The sequence below is a fragment of the Pseudomonas sp. PS1(2021) genome (genome assembly GCF_020405165.1).
Classification (GTDB): domain Bacteria; phylum Pseudomonadota; class Gammaproteobacteria; order Pseudomonadales; family Pseudomonadaceae; genus Pseudomonas; species Pseudomonas aeruginosa.
This window is the reverse complement of record NZ_CP084484.1, coordinates 2737807-2751907: the sequence shown is the minus strand read 5'-3', so window position 1 is coordinate 2751907 and position 14101 is coordinate 2737807. Positions and strand designations below refer to the sequence as shown.

At 65.4% G+C, this 14101-nt stretch carries 12 protein-coding genes; 7 read left to right on the top strand and 5 right to left on the bottom strand.

Annotated elements, in window-relative coordinates; all coding sequences use genetic code 11:
- Positions 1–68: 68 nt before the first annotated feature.
- The 7 genes from LE197_RS13125 to oprF all read left to right on the top strand — a co-directional run bounded on the left by LE197_RS13125 (position 69) and on the right by oprF (position 5813).
- The gene (locus LE197_RS13125) at positions 69–1079 is read left to right on the top strand and encodes an alpha/beta fold hydrolase (protein WP_003120309.1); all 1011 of its coding nucleotides are present in this window, start codon (positions 69–71) and stop codon (positions 1077–1079) included.
- A 106-nt stretch (positions 1080–1185) separates the two neighbouring features.
- Positions 1186–1674, top strand: coding sequence for a ribonuclease E activity regulator RraA (gene rraA / locus LE197_RS13120; RefSeq protein ID WP_003087823.1), 489 nt, complete (start codon positions 1186–1188; stop codon positions 1672–1674).
- 187 nt (positions 1675–1861) lie between these two features.
- On the top strand, positions 1862–2827 hold the full coding sequence (locus tag LE197_RS13115; RefSeq protein ID WP_132507972.1) for a zinc transporter ZntB: 966 nt from the start codon (positions 1862–1864) through the stop codon (positions 2825–2827).
- An 81-nt stretch (positions 2828–2908) separates the two neighbouring features.
- Positions 2909–3163, top strand: coding sequence for a hypothetical protein (locus LE197_RS13110; RefSeq protein ID WP_003120308.1), 255 nt, complete (start codon positions 2909–2911; stop codon positions 3161–3163).
- 2 nt (positions 3164–3165) lie between these two features.
- Positions 3166–3990 (top strand): mechanosensitive ion channel family protein, encoded by an 825-nt coding sequence (locus tag LE197_RS13105; protein ID WP_003087830.1) that lies wholly within the window; start codon positions 3166–3168, stop codon positions 3988–3990.
- A 71-nt stretch (positions 3991–4061) separates the two neighbouring features.
- A complete protein-coding gene (gene sigX, locus LE197_RS13100; protein WP_003098059.1) occupies positions 4062–4652 on the top strand; it encodes an RNA polymerase sigma factor SigX in 591 nt (196 codons plus the stop codon).
- A gap of 108 nt (positions 4653–4760) precedes the next feature.
- Positions 4761–5813 carry an outer membrane porin OprF gene (oprF, locus tag LE197_RS13095; RefSeq protein ID WP_003087843.1) on the top strand — a complete coding sequence of 351 codons (1053 nt, stop codon included), beginning with the start codon at positions 4761–4763 and terminating at the stop codon, positions 5811–5813.
- A 68-nt stretch (positions 5814–5881) separates the two neighbouring features.
- On the opposite strand, the gene cobA is transcribed toward oprF, so the two are convergent.
- From cobA to LE197_RS13070, 5 genes are all read right to left on the bottom strand, one after another.
- Positions 5882–6619: a uroporphyrinogen-III C-methyltransferase gene (cobA, locus tag LE197_RS13090; RefSeq protein WP_023108968.1), complete on the bottom strand. Its 738-nt coding sequence runs from the start codon at positions 6617–6619 to the stop codon at positions 5882–5884.
- A gap of 11 nt (positions 6620–6630) precedes the next feature.
- Positions 6631–9357 carry a nitrate reductase gene (locus LE197_RS13085; protein ID WP_003144730.1) on the bottom strand — a complete coding sequence of 909 codons (2727 nt, stop codon included), beginning with the start codon at positions 9355–9357 and terminating at the stop codon, positions 6631–6633.
- A gap of 26 nt (positions 9358–9383) precedes the next feature.
- Complete coding sequence (gene nirD / locus LE197_RS13080; protein WP_003087853.1) at positions 9384–9710, bottom strand: nitrite reductase small subunit NirD; 327 nt, start codon at positions 9708–9710, stop codon at positions 9384–9386.
- A gap of 52 nt (positions 9711–9762) precedes the next feature.
- Entirely contained in the window at positions 9763–12213 is a 2451-nt protein-coding gene (gene nirB / locus LE197_RS13075; protein ID WP_226034074.1) for a nitrite reductase large subunit NirB, read from the bottom strand.
- A 267-nt stretch (positions 12214–12480) separates the two neighbouring features.
- On the bottom strand, positions 12481–14076 hold the full coding sequence (locus tag LE197_RS13070) for a bifunctional protein-serine/threonine kinase/phosphatase (RefSeq protein ID WP_023108967.1): 1596 nt from the start codon (positions 14074–14076) through the stop codon (positions 12481–12483).
- Positions 14077–14101 lie beyond the last annotated feature (25 nt).

The following is a 14101-nucleotide window of genomic DNA, read 5'->3' as shown; positions in this document are numbered from 1 at the left end:
CGGTCCTCGCTGTATCCGGAAAGGGCGGGTAACACCGCCCTTTTTCGTGCCTCCTGTACAAGACAAGCATGCAAAGCAGTAGTCGCCTCTTTCCTGTCGCCCTGGTCAGCGCCGAGTTGCGCGCCGACCTTACCGAAGACATCTACCGCCTGAAGCCCGGCAACAGCCCCGATGCCAGCGTCGAGCTGGTCGTAACCCGGCTTGGACAGCAGGCCGCCGGCGAGCGGCGCGGACCGCCTGTGATCCTCCTGCACGGGAGTTTTTCCAACCGCCGCTTCTGGTACTCGCCGCGTGCGCTCGGACTAGGTCCTTACCTGGCGCGGGCGGGGTTCGATGTCTGGCTGCCGGAAATGCGCGGCCATGGCCTGTCGATTCGCAACGATGGTTACCGGGACAACCGGGTCGCCGACTACGCGCGCTACGACCTGCCGGCGCTGGCCTCCTTCATCCACGAGCAGTGCGGGCAGCCGGCGCACTGGATTGGCCACTCCCTCGGTGGGGTGGTGCTGGCGGCGGGACTGGGCGGGGGCTACCTGGACCAGGCGCGGATCGCTTCCGTGGCGTTGTTCGGTAGCCAGGTCAGCACCGCGCACTGGCTGTTCAGGTTGCCCATGGCAGGCATCCTCGCGCGCCTGCTGCTGCGCCGCGTCGATGCGCTGTCCGGAAGCCGTTGGCGGCAGGGGCCGGAAGACGAGCCGGTCGGCCTGGCGCTGGAGGTCCTGCGTTGGCATGGGCTGTTCGGCCGCTTCGGCGAGCCGGGCAACGACTGGTGGAAGGGGCTCGCCGCAGTCGACGTACCGCTATTGGCGGTCGCCGGGGCTGGGGACCGGCAGGACCCGTCCTGGGCCTGTCGCAAGTTGTTCGAGCAGTTCGCCTCGTCCGAGCGCGAATACCTGTTGCTCGGACGCGAGGCTGGCTACGCCGAGGACTACGGGCATATCGAGATGCTGATCGGCAAGGCGGCCCAGCTAGAGGTCTGGCCCTTGGTGGAGCGCTGGCTGCGCCAGCGATCGCCAGCGGGCGACGAATCCGCGTGGAGCGAGGCGCTAGACGTATCGGAAGCCGGAATCAGCGGCTAACATGTGACGCAAATGGCGGCTCCGGTCACGCCGGCGCCGCCGGGGCGGGCGGCCGATGTTCCTCCGGAGCTGCCCGAGCCGATCCCTTCACCCACAGGAGCTTCCCATGCATTACGTCACTCCCGATCTGTGCGATGCCTATCCTGAGCTGGTCCAGGTCGTCGAACCCATGTTCAGCAACTTCGGCGGCCGCGACTCCTTCGGCGGCGAGATCGTCACCATCAAGTGCTTCGAAGACAATTCGCTGGTCAAGGAGCAGGTCGACAAGGACGGCAAGGGCAAGGTCCTGGTCGTCGATGGCGGTGGTTCGCTGCGCCGCGCCCTGCTGGGCGACATGCTGGCCGAGAAAGCGGCGAAGAACGGCTGGGAAGGGATCGTCGTGTATGGCTGCATCCGTGACGTCGACGTGATCGCCCAGACCGACCTCGGCGTCCAGGCCCTGGCCAGTCATCCGCTGAAGACCGACAAGCGCGGCATCGGCGATCTGAACGTCGCCGTGACCTTCGGCGGCGTCACCTTCCGCCCCGGCGAGTTCGTGTATGCCGACAACAACGGCATCATCGTTTCTCCGCAGGCCTTGAAGATGCCCGAATAGGGCTTTTTAACAGCCGTTCCGGCCCCGGTGACGCAGGCAGCGTCCCGGGGCTTTTTGCTGGAATGAACCCGGGGTGCGCATACGGGTCTCAGGACTGGCTTTAAGGTTGTGCCGCAAGTCCATGAATTGACTGGTACCGGACTTGTGTTTTTACTGTCGAAATGGTCGTTTTACCAAGGGAAGCGCAATGCAAGCGTACGAGTCGGGTGACGAGCGCGGCCTGATCTATGGCTACGTCCTCAACGGGCGCGGCGGCGGACGCCGTGTCGGACGCAACCAGATAGCGGTGCTCGACCTGCTGCCGGAGGAAAGCCTTTGGCTGCACTGGGACCGCGGCGTGCCGGAAGCGCAGGCCTGGCTGCGGGATTCCGCGGGGCTCAGCGAGTTCGCCTGCGATCTGCTGCTGGAGGAGGCGACCCGCCCCCGTTTGCTCGATCTCGGGGCCGAAAGCCTGCTGGTGTTCCTCCGTGGAGTGAACCTGAATCCGGGCGCGGAGCCGGAAGACATGGTTTCGCTGCGGGTATTCGCCGACGCGCGCCGGGTGATCTCGCTGCGCCTGCGGCCGCTGAAGGCGGTGGCCGATCTGCTCGAGGACCTGGAGGCGGGGAAAGGGCCGAAGACAGCATCCGAGGTCGTGTACTACCTCGCGCACTACCTGACCGATCGCGTCGACACGCTGATCAGCGGGATAGCCGACCAGCTCGATGCTGTCGAGGAGCTGGTCGAGGCGGACGAGCGCGCCAGTCCCGACCAGCACCAGTTGCGTACCCTGCGCCGCCGGTCGGCGGGGTTGCGGCGCTACCTGGCGCCGCAGCGGGACATCTACTCGCAACTGGCGCGCTACAAGCTGTCCTGGTTTGTCGAGGACGACGCCGATTACTGGAACGAGCTGAACAACCGGCTGACGCGGAATCTCGAAGAACTCGAGTTGATACGGGAGCGCATCAGCGTCCTGCAGGAAGCCGAGTCGCGGCGAATCACCGAACGGATGAACCGCACCATGTATCTCCTTGGTATAATCACCGGCTTTTTCCTGCCGATGAGCTTCGTCACCGGCCTGCTGGGAATCAATGTCGGCGGCATTCCAGGGGCGGATGCACCGCATGGGTTCTGGCTGGCCTGCCTGCTGATCGGCGGGGTCGCCACCTTCTAGTGGTGGGTATTTCGTCGGCTGCGCTGGCTCTGACGTGACCTGGAGTGAGGAGAGGGCGTCACTCCCTCGTACAGACATGAGGTGCGCATGCACGATCCGTTCGAAGAGTCCCTGCGGGACCTGCTCAAGGCTTCGGCTCCCCAGCCGGACGACGACGCGCGTCTGGGACGGGTGCTGAAGACCGCCAATCGCCAGGTCGGCGCCGGTGACCTGTTCAGCCTCATGGGGCACTGGCTGCAGGCGCTGATGATCGGCATCAACAACGGTTCGCCGCATCTGGCGCCGGTTTCCCGTATTTCCGCGAAAAACGCATCTTCTGCTGACAAGGCTGAGTGAACATGCAATTCGATATCTGGACCCAGAGCTTGCTGACCGCGATGAACACCCTGTGGGGCAAGCTGGCAGGCTTCATCCCCAACCTGCTCGGCGCCCTGGTGGTCGTTCTGCTCGGCTTCGTCATCGCCAAGCTGCTCGATGCGCTGCTTTCCAAGCTGCTGGCCAAGCTGGGCCTGGACCGGCTGATGGGTGGCACCGGCCTGACCAAGCTGCTGGCCCGGGTCGGCATCCAGGTTCCGGTCTCGACGCTGGTCGGCAAGATCGTCTACTGGTTCGTACTGCTCGTCTTCCTCGTATCCGCCGCCGAGTCGCTCGGCCTGCAGCGGGTATCCGCCACGCTGGACGTCCTCGCCCTGTACCTGCCCAAGGTGTTCGGCGCGGCCCTGGTGCTGATCGTCGGCGTGCTCCTGGCGCAACTGGTGAACAGCGTCGTGCGCGGCGCGGCGGACGGCGTCGGTCTCGAATACGCGAACGGCCTGGGGCGGATCGCCCAGTGGCTGGTCATCATCATCAGCATCTCGGTGGCGGTGGGGCAGCTCGAGGTCAAGACCGACCTGCTCAACTACATCATCGCCATCGTCCTGATCACCGTCGGCCTGGCCGCTGCGCTGGCCCTGGGCCTGGGCAGCCGCGAGGTCGCCGGGCAGATCATTGCAGGAATCTACGTCCGCGAGCTGTATCAGGTCGGACAACAGGTGAAAGTGGGTGACGTTGAAGGCACTATTGAAGAGATAGGTACGGTCAAGACCATCCTGCTGACGGAAGAGGGAGAGCTTGTGTCGCTGGCCAACCGTCTACTGCTCGATCAGCGAGTTACCAGCCGCTGATCCGGGAGAGATAATGGACGTGGCTGCTCTGCAGGGCGGCCCGGCTTACGATATGACTGGCCTGATCTCACTTGAATAAGCCTCACCCCCTGTCACAGCGGTATGACCCACGCCAGCTTTCCGATGAAGAGCTGGTCGAGCGTGCGCACTCGGAGCTGTTCCACGTGACGCGCGCCTATGAAGAATTGATGCGGCGTTACCAGCGCACGCTGTTCAACGTCTGTGCCCGCTACCTGGGCAACGACCGCGACGCGGACGACGTGTGCCAGGAGGTGATGCTGAAAGTTTTGTACGGGTTGAAGAACTTTGAGGGCAAGTCGAAGTTCAAAACGTGGCTATATAGCATCACGTACAACGAGTGCATCACGCAGTACCGCAAGGAGCGCCGCAAGCGCCGATTGATGGATGCGCTCAGCCTCGACCCGCTGGAGGAGGCTTCCGAGGAGAAGTCGCCGAAGGTTGAGGAGCGGGGCGGATTGGATCGTTGGCTCGTCCATGTCAATCCGATAGATCGGGAGATTCTGGTTCTTCGCTTCGTCGCGGAACTGGAGTTTCAGGAGATAGCGGATATCATGCACATGGGTCTGAGTGCGACGAAAATGCGCTACAAGCGGGCACTGGACCGCCTGCGCGAAAAGTTTTCAGATGCGACCGAAACATAGTTGGGTAAATATTGTCTCTCTATGCGGGAAGTTCTGATAAACTTGCCACCCAAGTTGTGCGGCTGATTGTTGGACAACTAACTGACCATCAAGATGGGGATTTAACGGATGAAACTGAAGAACACCTTAGGCGTTGTCATCGGCTCGCTGGTTGCCGCTTCGGCAATGAACGCCTTTGCCCAGGGCCAGAACTCGGTAGAGATCGAAGCCTTCGGCAAGCGCTACTTCACCGACAGCGTTCGCAACATGAAGAACGCGGACCTGTACGGCGGCTCGATCGGTTACTTCCTGACCGACGACGTCGAGCTGGCGCTGTCCTACGGTGAGTACCATGACGTTCGTGGCACCTACGAAACCGGCAACAAGAAGGTCCACGGCAACCTGACCTCCCTGGACGCCATCTACCACTTCGGTACCCCGGGCGTAGGTCTGCGTCCGTACGTGTCGGCTGGTCTGGCTCACCAGAACATCACCAACATCAACAGCGACAGCCAAGGCCGTCAGCAGATGACCATGGCCAACATCGGCGCTGGTCTGAAGTACTACTTCACCGAGAACTTCTTCGCCAAGGCCAGCCTCGACGGCCAGTACGGTCTGGAGAAGCGTGACAACGGTCACCAGGGCGAGTGGATGGCTGGCCTGGGCGTCGGCTTCAACTTCGGTGGTTCGAAAGCCGCTCCGGCTCCGGAACCGGTTGCCGACGTTTGCTCCGACTCCGACAACGACGGCGTTTGCGACAACGTCGACAAGTGCCCGGATACCCCGGCCAACGTCACCGTTGACGCCAACGGCTGCCCGGCTGTCGCCGAAGTCGTACGCGTACAGCTGGACGTGAAGTTCGACTTCGACAAGTCCAAGGTCAAAGAGAACAGCTACGCTGACATCAAGAACCTGGCTGACTTCATGAAGCAGTACCCGTCCACTTCCACCACCGTTGAAGGTCACACCGACTCCGTCGGCACCGACGCTTACAACCAGAAGCTGTCCGAGCGTCGTGCCAACGCCGTTCGTGACGTACTGGTCAACGAGTACGGTGTAGAAGGTGGTCGCGTGAACGCTGTTGGTTACGGCGAGTCCCGCCCGGTTGCCGACAACGCCACCGCTGAAGGCCGCGCTATCAACCGTCGCGTTGAAGCCGAAGTAGAAGCTGAAGCCAAGTAATCGGCTGAGCCTCTAAGGAAAAACCCGGCTCAGGCCGGGTTTTTCTTTGCCTGGAAAAAGACCGCTCGTCAGGCGCTCAGGGAAATCGGTTGCGACACGATGTCGCGGGTTACTTCGCCGATCACCAGGATCGCCGGGCTTTTCAAGGCGAAACGTCCGGCGTCCCGCAGTAGCTCGCCGAGGTTGCTGCGGCATTCGCGCTGGTTGCCCAAGGTGGCGTTCTCGATCATCGCCAGCGGCGTATCCTCGGCCATGCCTCCAGCCAGCAGCCCGGCCTGGATCTCTGCGAGACGGGCGACGCCCATGTAGACCACCAGCGTGGTACCGCTGCGTGCCAGGGCTTCCCAGGCCAGCCGGCTGTCGTCCTGGGTATGCGCGGTCACCAGGGTCACGCCGCGGCTGATGCCGCGGTAGGTAAGCGGTATACCGCAGGCAGTGGCGCCAGCCAGCCCGGCGGTGATGCCGTTCACTATCTCGCTGTCTATCCCGTGCCGGGCCAGCCATTCGGCTTCTTCGCCGGCGCGGCCGAAGATGCATGGATCGCCGCCTTTCAGGCGCACCACGCTGCGTCCCTGGCGGGCATGCCGCAGCATCAGGCGCTGGATGAAGTCCTGCGGTGTGGAGCGGCAGCCGCCGCGTTTGCCGACCCGGACCAGCCGGGCGGACGGACAGTGCTCCAGTATGCTCGGGTTGACCAGATCGTCGACCATCACCACATCCGCGTCCTGCAGGGCGCGAACTGCCTTCAGGGTCAACAGTTCCGGATCGCCGGGACCCGCACCCACCAGCCAGACCTTACCGCTCATCGTCGTTCTCCTCAGGCATTCGCCGCCATGGGCCGGGGGGCCGCCAGCAGTCTCTTGATTTCCGGTACGCAGGAGCCGCAGCCGGTGCCGCAGCCGAACTCGCGCTTCAATCCGTCCAGGTCCAATCCGCGGGCGATGCCGCCGAGCACCGTTTGCTGGCTGACGTTCTGGCAACTGCACAGGGTCTTGCCGCCCGCACCCTGGCTGGGTCGTCCCGGTGCCGCGCCGAGTGGGGCGAGCAGCCAGCGGCGTAGCTCGCTATCGGCCCGGCCGGTAAGCCAGAGCTCTTTCAACCAGTCTCGGGCGAGGGTTTCGCCGGCGAGCCGGACGGCGACGATGCGCCCGTCTTCGAGGCGCACGCGTTTGCCGATGGCGCGCCGTGGGTCGTCGTAGGCGAGGATCGGCCCGTCGAGCAATTCGAGTTGGCGATCTATCCGCTCCAGCAGGTCTGCGCCAGGTGCCTCATGGTGTGCGGCGCTGACCAGCAGGGCGGGGCGCTCGCGTCCGGCGAGGCTGAAGCTGGCGTGGTCGAAGACTTCGCACAGCGCACGGAGGGCCTCGAAACGCGCCTGGATATCGGTTTCCACCAGCGCGAACAGGCGCCAGGGCAGTTCGACGGACTCGACCTGAACCCCGGCGTGCTTGAGTTCGGGTTGTTTCGACAGGGGGTCGAACGCCGGCAGGGTCAGGACATTGCAGCCCAGGCCCTTGAGGAAGCGATCGCCCCAGTGCATCGGCAGGAAGGCCTGGCCGGGGCGCACCGAGTCGTCTGCGCTCACCGGCAGGACCAGCGCGCCACGCCGGCTCTTCAGGCGCACGAGCTGCCCGTCCCGCAGTTGGCGGCGGCGCAGTTCCTCGGGATGCAGGTGCACCAGGGCCTCCTCTTCATGGCCGAACAGGCGTGCGCAGGTGCCGGTCCGGCTCATGCCGTGCCACTGGTCGCGCAAGCGTCCGGTATTGAGGGTCAGCGGGTAGCGCGCGTCGCGTTTTTCCTGGGCGGCGCGGTAGGGTTCGGCGACCAGTTGCGCGCGTCCCGAGGCGGTAGGGAAGCGGCCGTCTGCATAGAGCCGTGCGGTGCCTTGCTCCGCGCCAGTGGGAAATGGCCATTGCTGCGGCCCCAGGCGGTCGAGCAGTGCGTAGCTGAGGCCGGAAAGATCGAGGTCGCGCCCGGCGGTGAGCAGCTTGTATTCGTCGAACAGGCTGCGGCTGTCGGCAAAGGCGAACAGGCCGGGTTTAGCGGGCCGCAGGTGCCCTTCCAGGCGGCGCGCGAAGTCGCAGACGATGTTCCAGTCCTGGCGTGCTTCCCCGGGGGGCGGAACGGCCCGACGGACATGACTGACCCGCCGTTCCGAATTGGTCACGGAGCCTTCCTTTTCTCCCCAGGATGCGGCTGGAAGCAAAAGGTCGGCGTATTGGCAGGTTTCCGTGCCGGCGAAGGCTTCCTGGACCACCACGAAGGGACAGCGGGCAAGGGCCTCGTGGATCTTGCGCTGGTCCGGCAGCGATTGCGCGGGGTTGGTACAGGCGATCCAGAGCGCCTTGATCCGGCCGTCGTGGACCGCATCGAACAGCTCGATGGCGCTGAGACCGGGGGACGTGGGCAACTGTTCCACACCCCAGTAGTGCGCCACCTCGGCGCGATGGCCGGGATCGGCGGCTTCGCGGTGGCCGGGCAGCAGGTTGGCCAGGCTGCCGGTCTCGCGACCGCCCATGGCGTTCGGCTGGCCGGTGAGGGAAAACGGTCCGCATCCGGCGCGGCCGATCTTGCCGGTGGCCAGGTGCAGGTTGATCAGTGCGCTGTTCTTGGCGCTGCCGGCGCTGGACTGGTTGAGCCCCATGCACCAGAGCGAAAGGAAGCGCGGCGAACGGCCGATCCATTCGGCGCAGCGCTGCAGGTCGGCGCGGTCGATGCCGCAGATGTCGGCGACGGCGGCCGGGGTGTAGTCGCGCACCAGTTCCTTCAGGTCGGCGAAACCCTCGGTATGCTCGGCGATGAACGAACGGTCGATCCAGTCCTCCCAGAGCAGGATATGCAGGATGCCGTGGAACAGTGCGACGTCGGTACCGGGCAGCAGCGCCAGGTGCAGGTCGGCCAGCTCGCAGGTGTCGGTGCGCCGCGGGTCGATCACCACGATGCGCATCTCCGGCCGAGCGGCCTTGGCGGCTTCCAGGCGACGGAACAGGACCGGGTGGGCGAAGGCCATGTTGCTGCCGGCGATCAGCACGCAATCGGCGCAGTCGAGGTCTTCGTAGCTGCACGGCGGTGCGTCGGCGCCCAGGCTGCGCTTGTAGCCGACCACCGCCGAGGACATGCACAGGCGCGAATTGCTGTCGATGTTGTTGGTGCCGACCAGGGCCCGCGCCAGCTTGTTGAAGGCGTAGTAGTCCTCGGTCAGCAACTGGCCGGAGATATAGAAGGCCACGCTGTCCGGCCCGTGTTCGCGAATGGTCTCGGCGAAACGCCCGGCGGCATGTTCCAGGGCACTCTCCCAGTCGCTGCGAGCCCGCGCCAGTTGCTTGCCGAGGCGCAGTTGGGGGTACAGCGCGCGGGCCTGGAGGTCGCCGGTCAGGTGCAGGCTGGCGCCTTTGCTGCAGAGTCTGCCGAAGTTGGCCGGGTGCCGAGGATCGCCTTGCACGCCGAGGATGCGTTCGCCGTCGTGTTCGATCAGGACGCCACAACCCACGCCGCAGTAGCAGCAGGTCGAAGCGGTGGTGCGCAGCGGGGAATCTGTCGACATGCTCGGCTCCTGTTATCGGCGAGAGATCAGGCGCACAGCGCCACGCTGTCCAGGCCGAGCAGCACCCGCCCGTTCTCCACCCGCACCGGGTGGCGATGGGCGCAGCCCTGGTCCGGGGCCACGGCTTCGCCGCTCTCCAGTTCGATCTGCCAGTTGTGCAACGGACAGGCCACTCGCTTGCCGTAGATCAGGCCCTGGGACAGCGGGCCGCCCTTGTGCGGGCAGCGGTCATCGAGGGCGAAGACCTGGTCGTCGGCGGCGCGGAAGATGGCGATGTCGCCTTTCGGGCCGGCGACCACGCGCGAGCCCAGCGGGTTGATTTCATCGAGGGAGCAGATATCCAGCCAGTTCATCGGTTCACTCCGGTAGGGGGAGGGCCGCCGTGGGACGGCCCGGGCAAGGGATTCAGACGTTTTCCAGTTGCTTGAGCGGAATCCGTTCGAACTCCTTCTTCAATTGCGGCTGTTCGATGCGCTGCTTCCATGGGTCCTGCTCGAAGGACAGGGCGAATTGCAGGCGGTCGTTGAGCGCCTTGCGGTTTTCCGCGTCCTCGACCACCGTCTTGCGGATGTGCTCCATGCCGACCCGCTGCAGGTAATGCACCGTGCGCTCCAGGTAGAAGGCTTCCTCGCGGTAGAGCTGGAGGAAGGCGCCGTTGTATTCGCGCACTTCTTCGGCGGTCTTGAGCTTGACGAAGAACTCCGCGACCTCGGTCTTGATCCCGCCGTTGCCGCCGATGTACATCTCCCAGCCGGAGTCCACGCCGATGATGCCGACGTCCTTGATCCCGGCCTCGGCGCAGTTGCGCGGGCAGCCGGAGACCGCCAGCTTGACCTTGTGCGGCGACCACATGTTGAACAGGTCGTGTTCCAGATCGATGCCCAGCTGCGTCGAGTTCTGCGTGCCGAAGCGGCAGAACTCGCTGCCGACGCAGGTCTTCACGGTGCGGATGGATTTGCCGTAGGCATGTCCGGAGGGCATGTCGAGGTCTTTCCAGATGGCCGGCAGGTCGTCCTTCTTCACCCCCAGCAGGTCGATGCGCTGGCCACCGGTGACCTTGACCATCGGCACCTGGTACTTGTCGGCGACGTCGGCGATGCGCCGCAACTCGGCGGCGTTGGTCACGCCGCCCCACATCCGCGGTACCACCGAGTAGGTGCCGTCCTTCTGGATGTTGGCGTGGGCGCGTTCGTTGATCAGGCGCGACTGCGGATCGTCCTTGGCTTCTCCCGGCCAGGTCGAGATCAGGTAGTAGTTCAGGGCCGGGCGGCAGGTGGCACAGCCGTTCGGGGTCTTCCAGTCCATGAAGCGCATGGCGGCGTCGAGACTGGTCAGCCGGTGTTCGCGAATGGCCTTGCGGATCTGCCCGTGGTTGAGGTCGCTGCAGCCGCAGATGGCCTTCTCGCTCTTCGGCTTGACGTCGGCGGCGCCGCCGACGGTGCTGATCAGGATCTGTTCCACCAATCCCGCGCAGGAGCCGCAGGAGCTGGCGGCCTTGGTGTGTTTCTTGACTTCGTCGACGCTGAACAGGCCGTGTTCTTGTATGGCCTTGACGATGGTGCCCTTGCAGACGCCGTTGCAGCCGCATACTTCGGCCGTGTCGGGCATGCTCGCGGCGCTGTTCTGGCCCTGGTGGCCGACATCGCCGAGGGCGTTCTCGCCGAACATCAGGTGGTCGCGGATCTGCGCGACGTTGTGGTTCTCGCGGATCTGCCGGAAGTACCAGCCGCCGTCGGCGGTGTCGCCGTAGAGACAGGCGCCGACCAGTACATCGTCCTTGATCACCAGTTTCTTGTAGACGCCGCCGATGGGGTCGGAAAGGGTGATGGTCTCGCTGCCTTCGCCGCCGATGAAGTCGCCGGCGGAGAACAGGTCGATACCGGTCACCTTGAGCTTGGTCGAGGTCACCGAGCCCTGGTAGCGGGCGTAGCCGAGATGAGCCAGGTGGTTGGCGCAGACCTTGGCCTGCTCGAACAGCGGCGCAACCAGGCCGTAGGCGATGCCACGGTGGTTGGCGCATTCGCCGACCGCATAGATGCGTGGGTCGTAGGTCTGCAGGGTGTCGTTGACCAGGATGCCGCGGTTGCAGGGGATGCCCGCGCTTTCGGCCAGCTCGGTATTGGGGCGGATGCCGGCGGCCATTACCACCAGGTCGGCGGGAATCACGTCGCCGTCGTTGAACTGCACGGCACAGACCCGGCCGCTGCCGTTGTCCATCAGTTCCTGGGTCTGGGTGTTCAGGCGGAAGCGGATGCCGCGGGCTTCCAGCGCGCCTTGCAGGAGTTTGCCGGCGGTGCGGTCCAGTTGGCGTTCCAGCAGCCAGTCGGAGAGGTGCACGACGGTCACGTCCATGCCGCGTTGCTTGAGGCCGTTGGCCGCCTCCAGGCCGAGCAGGCCGCCGCCGATCACCACCGCGTGGCTGTGGGTCCGGGCGCAGTCGATCATGGCCTGGGTGTCGGCGATGTCGCGGTAGCCGATCACGCCCTGCAGGCGATTGCCGGGTATCGGCAGGATGAAGGGGAGCGAGCCGGTGGCCAGCAGCAGGCGGTCGTACTCGGCCTCGCTGCCGTCCGCGGCGACCACCCTGCGGCGAAGCCGGTCGATCTGCACCACCTTGCGGTCGAGGAGGAGCTTGATGCCGTTTTCCGCATACCAGTTGAGGTCGTTGAGGACGATTTCCTCGAAGGTCTGCTCGCCGGCCAGCACCGGGGACAGCAGGATGCGGTTGTAGTTGGGATGGGGCTCGGCGCCGAACACCGTGATGTCGTAGAAGTCCGAGTTGAGCTTGAGCAGTTCTTCCAGGGTACGGACCCCGGCCATGCCGTTGCCGACCATCACCAGCTTGATCTTCTTCATGCGGAGGAGCTCCTGCATAAGGTTGGCGCAAACAAAAAAGGCGTCCCGCTGTTGCCAGCAGGACGCCTTTGTCCAGGTCCCGTTCGGTCGGGAAACGCCGCCTCGTCGTTGAGGCAGGCGCTTTGTTGTCGATTGTCGGGAGAACCAAAGCAGGCGCCGTGCCAACTTGCGCTATTGCCTATCTCCATGGCCTTGCAGGGATAACGCGGGGGCTCCCCACGGTCTTTCTGCTCCGTGCCGGGGCGTGTCGCACCGGGCTGGTGCCACTCAGCCCTTCAGCCAGACCAGGAGTAGCGCCAGGTTGGCGGCCAGGGACAGCAGGGCGATGGCGCGCCAGGTCTGCAGCGGTTCGCGCTCCAGCAATGGGCGGGGCGCCGCGACCGGCAACGCTTCTCCCTGTTGCAGCGAGAGCAGCCATTCCTCGGCGGTCTCGAAGCGCTGTGCGGGGTCGCAGGCGACGGCGCGCAGCAGCAGGTCGTCGATCCAGGCCGGCAGGTCGGGGCGATAGCGGCTGGGCGGGACGGGGCGACCGAAGCGCGGGTGCTGGAAGGCTTCGATCTCGCCATAGGGATAGCGCCCGGTCAGCGCCTGGTAGAGGCAGACGCCGGTGGCGTAGAGATCCTGGCGCACCGAGGGCGAGGTGCCGGAGAAGCACTCCGGCGCCAGGTAGCTGGGCGTACCCGGTAGCAGATGGGGGTCTTCGCGCGACAATCCCGGACACCAGGCCAGGCCGAAATCCAGCAGGCGCAGCTCGCCGTCGCGGCCGAGGTGGAGATTTTCCGGCTTGAGGTCGCGGTGCAGCAGGTTGCGTCGATGCAACTGGCCAAGCCCGCGCAGCAGCTGGTTGGCCAGCCCCAGCCACTCCGGCAGCGACAGCGGGCCATGGTTGCGCAAGCGCTCGGCGAGAGTCTCTCCAGGGTGCTCGCGCATCAGGTAATACAGATGCTGGCGTTGCGCCAATCCGTGCAGCTCGGGGAAATGCCGGCCCTGGACGCGGCGCAGGAACCATTCCTCGAGCAGCAGGGCCTGGGTTGCCAGCGGATCGTCGGCACGTGCGGCGGGAAGGGTCTTCAGCAGCCAGGGTTGGCCCTGGCCATCCTCGACCCGGTAGAGCAGGGACTGGCGGGTTTCGCCCAGCAACTGCCGGACCCGCCAGCCTTCGAAGAGCTGGCCGGGCTTCAGCGGCGGCGGCAGTGGCCAGTGGCCCAGTTGCGCGAGGGCGTCGCCGAGGCTGCCTGCGGGCACGGCTTCCACGCGCACCAGCAGGGCGCTGGCGTTGTCCTGGCTGCCTGCCAGGTGGGCGGCGCGAACCAGAGCCTCGGCGCTGCGCTGCGGCTCTTCGGCGTTGCGCAGGATGCTGCGGATGCCGCTGTCGCCCAGCGTCGCCCAGACGCCGTCGCTGACCAGTAGCCACTGGCTGCCGGGCTCCAGATCGCCTTCCAGATAGTCGACCACCAGATGCTGGTCCAGTCCCAGGGCGCGGGTCAGCACGTGTTGCATGTGCGGCTGTTCCCAGACGTGGTCGCTGGTCTGCCGGAGCAACTCGCCGTCGCGCCACAGGTAGGCCCGGCAATCGCCGACGTGGGCCAGGGTGTAGCGGGTGCCGCGCAGCACCAGGGCGGTGAGGGTGGTGAGCAGCGGCTGGCCGCCGCCGTTGGCCTGTAGCCAGCGGTTCTGCGCCAGCAGCAGGCGGTCCAGGGACTGCACGATGGCCCAGGTTTCCGGAGTCGCATAGTAATCCAGGGCCAGCGCTTGCAGGCTGCTGCGCGCCGCCAGGCCGCCATCGGCGCACTGGCTGACACCGTCGGCGATGGCCAGCAGGTGTCCCTTGCTGGCGGCCAGGGCCGGCGCCGGGGTGACCACCCGCAGCGCATCCTGGTTTTCCGTG

What these genes read in the sequence shown, in the direction of transcription:
- nirB (WP_226034074.1), bottom strand. Translation starts at nt 12,213, where the DNA reads ATGAAGAAGATCAAGCTGGTGATGGTCGGCAACGGCATGGCCGGGGTC.
- nirD (WP_003087853.1), bottom strand. Translation starts at nt 9,710, where the DNA reads ATGAACTGGCTGGATATCTGCTCCCTCGATGAAATCAACCCGCTGGGC.
- LE197_RS13125 (WP_003120309.1), top strand. Translation starts at nt 69, where the DNA reads ATGCAAAGCAGTAGTCGCCTCTTTCCTGTCGCCCTGGTCAGCGCCGAG.
- cobA (WP_023108968.1), bottom strand. Translation starts at nt 6,619, where the DNA reads ATGAGCGGTAAGGTCTGGCTGGTGGGTGCGGGTCCCGGCGATCCGGAA.
- LE197_RS13085 (WP_003144730.1), bottom strand. Translation starts at nt 9,357, where the DNA reads ATGTCGACAGATTCCCCGCTGCGCACCACCGCTTCGACCTGCTGCTAC.
- LE197_RS13115 (WP_132507972.1), top strand. Translation starts at nt 1,862, where the DNA reads ATGCAAGCGTACGAGTCGGGTGACGAGCGCGGCCTGATCTATGGCTAC.
- rraA (WP_003087823.1), top strand. Translation starts at nt 1,186, where the DNA reads ATGCATTACGTCACTCCCGATCTGTGCGATGCCTATCCTGAGCTGGTC.
- LE197_RS13105 (WP_003087830.1), top strand. Translation starts at nt 3,166, where the DNA reads ATGCAATTCGATATCTGGACCCAGAGCTTGCTGACCGCGATGAACACC.
- oprF (WP_003087843.1), top strand. Translation starts at nt 4,761, where the DNA reads ATGAAACTGAAGAACACCTTAGGCGTTGTCATCGGCTCGCTGGTTGCC.